The organism is Sulfitobacter sp. G21635-S1 (genome assembly GCF_027213915.1).
Classification (GTDB): Bacteria; Pseudomonadota; Alphaproteobacteria; order Rhodobacterales; family Rhodobacteraceae; genus Sulfitobacter.
Map to the genome: position 1 here is coordinate 1 of NZ_JAPWGV010000076.1, position 621 is coordinate 621.

The 621-nt window shown below is 58.0% G+C and carries 1 protein-coding gene and 1 pseudogene; both read left to right on the forward strand.

Translation table 11 applies throughout. From position 1 onward, the window contains the following. Window positions 1-78 precede the first annotated feature (78 nt). Window positions 79-231 (forward strand): annotated as a pseudogene (locus O4H53_RS26975) (IS6 family transposase); the annotation flags it as partial. 19 nt (window positions 232-250) lie between these two features. After that, entirely contained in the window at window positions 251-487 is a 237-nt protein-coding gene (locus O4H53_RS27245) for a transposase (protein ID WP_443069651.1), read from the forward strand. Window positions 488-621: the final 134 nt, after the last annotated feature.

Below are 621 nucleotides of genomic sequence, written 5' to 3' on the forward strand. Positions count from 1 at the left end.
TGCTGCGCTCACATCAGGGCGCCAGCGGCAAAATCCGTCTCGCGCGGGTGGGCGACAATGAATGTCAACACGACCTAAGGCGCGGCCAAACGCGAGATTGCCCCAGGTCTTGTGCACCGATTCCACTGGGGCCTGAACAATCGGGCAGAAAACAGCCATCTGCCGTTCCGCAAGAGAGGGCGATGCATGCAAGGCTTCCGATCTCCCCGGGGATTGCAACGCTATGTGTCTTGCCCAGGTTGGCGTGACAATGCCAGGCGGACTGGTTTGCGTTCAGGCAGAGCCCGCGCCCAACCACAAACTGCCCGCCGAATTTGATGCTTCAATCTACCGGGAACGCAACAAGATCGAGCGATTCCTTGGCAGGCTGAAAGCCTTTTTCCGCCGTGTCGCAACACGATGCCAGAAGACATCACGCAATTTCCTGTCAATGATCAAACGGACATCGGTCAGGTTTTGGATCGAGATTCATGAGCTTGCTGCCTAAAATGCATTTTAGGTGAAAAAAGGGGTTGCAGGTCCGGCGCACTATATCTAAATGACGCCCTCACCGGCGGCGCAGAGATGCACCGGCGGGGCGTCAGACGGGCCGGACGGAAGCGGAAACGCGGACGGGCGGAA

What these genes read in the sequence shown, in the direction of transcription:
- O4H53_RS27245 (WP_443069651.1), top strand. Translation starts at nt 251, where the DNA reads ATGCCAGGCGGACTGGTTTGCGTTCAGGCAGAGCCCGCGCCCAACCAC.